This window comes from Streptomyces sp. NPDC002690 (genome assembly GCF_053592415.1).
The window spans coordinates 1-3,404 of the sequence record NZ_JBSFVR010000550.1; the positions used below are offsets into that span (position 1 = coordinate 1).

General features: G+C 74.6%; 1 protein-coding gene. It reads right to left on the reverse strand.

All coding sequences use genetic code 11. From position 1 onward, the window contains the following. Nucleotides 1-52 precede the first annotated feature (52 nt). Nucleotides 53-2,983, reverse strand: a complete 2,931-nt coding sequence (locus tag ACWD3D_RS34990) for a DEAD/DEAH box helicase (protein WP_451464716.1) — start codon at nt 2,981-2,983, stop codon at nt 53-55. Nucleotides 2,984-3,404 lie beyond the last annotated feature (421 nt).

Consider the following 3,404-nt stretch of genomic DNA (forward strand, 5'->3'; position numbering starts at 1 on the left):
GTACGCGGGTCCGGGGTACGGGCGCCGGGGGTACGGGCCCCGGGGGCGGGGCTCACGCGGGCCTCCGGAGCGCGACGAGGTCGGCGAGGTCGCGGTCGCTGAGTTCGGTCAGCGCACGCTCGCCGCTGTCGCCCAGCACCGCGTCGGCCAGGGCACGCTTGGACTCCAGCAGTTCGCCGATGCGGTCCTCGACGGTGCCCTCGGCGATCAGGCGGTGCACCTGCACGGGCTGCGTCTGCCCGATGCGGTACGCGCGGTCGGTGGCCTGTTCCTCGACCGCCGGGTTCCACCAGCGGTCGTAGTGCACGACGTGGGCGGCGCGGGTGAGGTTGAGGCCGGTTCCGGCGGCCTTGAGGGAGAGCAGGAAGACGGGGACCTCGCCCTGCTGAAAACGGTCCACCATGCGTTCACGCTCGGCCACCGGGGTACCACCGTGCAGCAGTTGCGAGGGGACGGCGCGGGCGGCGAGGTGGTCGGAGAGCAGCCGGGCCATCGTGACGTACTGGGTGAAGATCAGCACGGACCCGTCCTCGGACAGGATGGTGTCGAGCAGCTCGTCGAGGAGGGCCAGCTTGCCGGAGCGGCCGTCCAGGCGCGGGGCGGTCTCCTTCAGGTACTGGGCCGGGTGGTTGCAGATCTGCTTGAGCGAGCCGAGCAGCTTCATGATCAGGCCGCGCCGGGCGATCCCCTCCGAGGCCTCGATCCGCGCCATCGTCTCGCGGACCGCCGCCTCGTAGAGCGTGGCCTGCTCCCGGGTGAGGGAGACGGGGTGGTCGGTCTCCGTCTTGGGCGGGAGTTCGGGGGCGATGCCGGGGTCGGACTTCTTGCGGCGCAACAGGAAGGGGCGGACCAGCCGGGCGAGGCGTTCGACGGCCTCGTCGTTGCCCAGACCGGCCGCCGTACCGGTGTTCTCGGCGGCCCGCGCGTGCCGGGAGCGGAACGCCTTGAGGGGGCCGAGCAGCCCCGGGGTGGTCCAGTCGAGGAGCGCCCACAGCTCGGAGAGGTTGTTCTCCACCGGAGTGCCGGTCAGCGCGACGCGGGCGGGTGCGGGGATGGTCCGCAGGGCCTTGGCCGTCGAGGAGTGCGGGTTCTTGACGTGCTGCGCCTCGTCGGCGACGACCAGGCCCCAGCCGTGGGCGGCGAGCTGCTCGGCGCCGGAGCGCATCGTGCCGTAGGTGGTCAGCACGAATCCGGCCTCCTCGCCGGGCAGAGTTCGGTCCGTGCCGTGGAAGCGGCGGACCGGCACCCCGGGGGCGAAGCGGTTGATCTCCCGGTGCCAGTTGCCGAGCAGGGAGGCGGGGCAGACCACCAGGGTCGGTGCGGGGTGGGCGCGGTGGAGGTGCAGCGCGATCAGGGTGATCGTCTTGCCCAGGCCCATGTCGTCGGCGAGGCAGCCGCCGAGGCCGAGCGAGGTCATCCGGTCGAGCCAGGTCAGACCCCGCAACTGGTAGTCGCGGAGCGTGGCCCGCAGACCGGGCGGCGGCGCCAGGACGGTGTCCTCGTCGAGGATGCGGGCGCGCAGGGCGGCGAGGGCACCGGTCGGTACGGCCTCCACCTGCTCGCCGTCGAGCTCGGCACTGCCGGTGAGGGCGACGGCGAGGGCTTCGACGGGTTCGAGGAGACCCAGCTCCCGCTTGCGTGCCTTGCGGACGAGGCCGGGGTCGACGACCACCCACTGGTCGCGCAGCCGCACCACCGGCCGGTGCGATTCGGCGAGGCGGTCCATCTCGGCCTCCGTCAGCGGCTCGTCGCCGAGGGAGAGCTGCCAGTCGAAGGCGAAGAGGTGCTCCGCGTCGAAGAAGGAGGTGCCGTCGGTGGCCGAGCCCGGGGCGGGGCGGACGACGGCGGACGCGGTGAGCGAGCGGGCGAGTTCGCGCGGCCAGTGGAGGCTGACACCCAGATCCGCGAGGCGGGCGCCGGCCGGGCCGAGGAGCTCGTACAGCTCGTCCTCGGTGAGGGCGAGCACGTCGGGGACCGGCTGGTCGAGCAGGCGTTCCAGCGGCGCCCACGCCCGGGCCGCACGGCGCAGCGCGAGCACGGTGTCGACCCGGGCCCGCGGCCCGAACGGCTCGCCCGCGAGGCCGCCCCAGAGGGCCGCCGCGTCGGTGACCCGGGTGGGATCCGCGAGGCTGTGCACCTGGACGACGGCCGCCGCGGCGTGCCGGACGGCGGAGTCGTCGGGGCCGCCGGCCATGCCGTCGGGAGCGTGGCTGTCCGCGCTGTCGAAGAGTTCGAAGGCGGACAGGTCGAGCCGGAGCGAGACCTGCACACCGGCGTCCAGCCCCGCGGCGACCTCCACGGCCCAGGCGGCGACGCCGGGAAGGTGCTGCGCCTCCCGGGCCGCGAACGGCGCCCCGGAGGCGAAGGCCGCGGCAGGGGTCCGGGGCAGGGTGTCGGCGACCGCGTCCAGGAAGGCTCCGACGAGGAACTCCGGATCGGCGAGGCGCAGCGGGGCCGTGTCGGGCAGCGGCACCGCGTACCCCTCGGGCGGCAGGGCCGCGGCGACGGCCCGCAGATGGGCCACGTCCGTGGCGTCGCGGGGGTCGGCCCGCCAGGCGTCGTGGTCCCCCGGGGTGAGCCCGGGCAGCATCCGCCCGCGCGCCACGAGGTTCAGGGCGTGCAGGGCCGCCGCTCCCCAGCAGCGGGTGGACAGGTGCGCGGAGGCCAGGTGCCGGGCTCCGGCGAGCAGCGGCACGGCATCGTCGACCGGCATCAGCAGGGCGGGCACCTGGCGGCGCCGGACCCCCTGTGCGCCGTGGCCGCGGACGACGGTGATCTCCGCGACGACCGGACCGTCACCGCTGCGGGGCTCCCCGGTCTCCGCTCCCCCGGCGCCGTCCAGGTGGTCCGCCGGGTCCCAGCCGGTGTTCTCGGGGTCCCAGAAAGCGATCCGTCCATCCCTCGGAAGGGCGGCGGGCAGGAAGACGGCCGCACGCCGCAGCAGACGGCCCGTGTCCGTGTCGGACAGGTCCCGCACCGCCATACCTCCCACCCCCTCCCGCTCTCGTCCGGGCGCGCCCGCGCCTCGTCCTGATGTCACCGCCGGTGTCCGTCCCAGCTCCGACGAGTCTAGGCGGGCGGTCTGACAGAGCGGGAGGCCGCCGGCATCGGGCCAGGTCAGCGGTGGTTCCGGGGCTGACGTACGGGCAGTGGCTCAGGGTGAGGCCGCCCGGACCTCAGTTCCGGGCGGCCTCAGCTGTGGGTGGTCCCGGCTGTGGGTGGTACCAGCTGCCGGGGCCGGGTCGGGTGGTGGGCTCAGTGCCGGGTGAGACGGTCCGGCCGGGGCTGGGCGCCGGCGTCGGCCGGCGGAGCCGGCCATTGCACCGCGACGGATAAGGGTGTGACGTACAACTAGGCCGTACACCACCGCACCCAAGAGAGCGCGCATGTGTCCATGAGTGAGG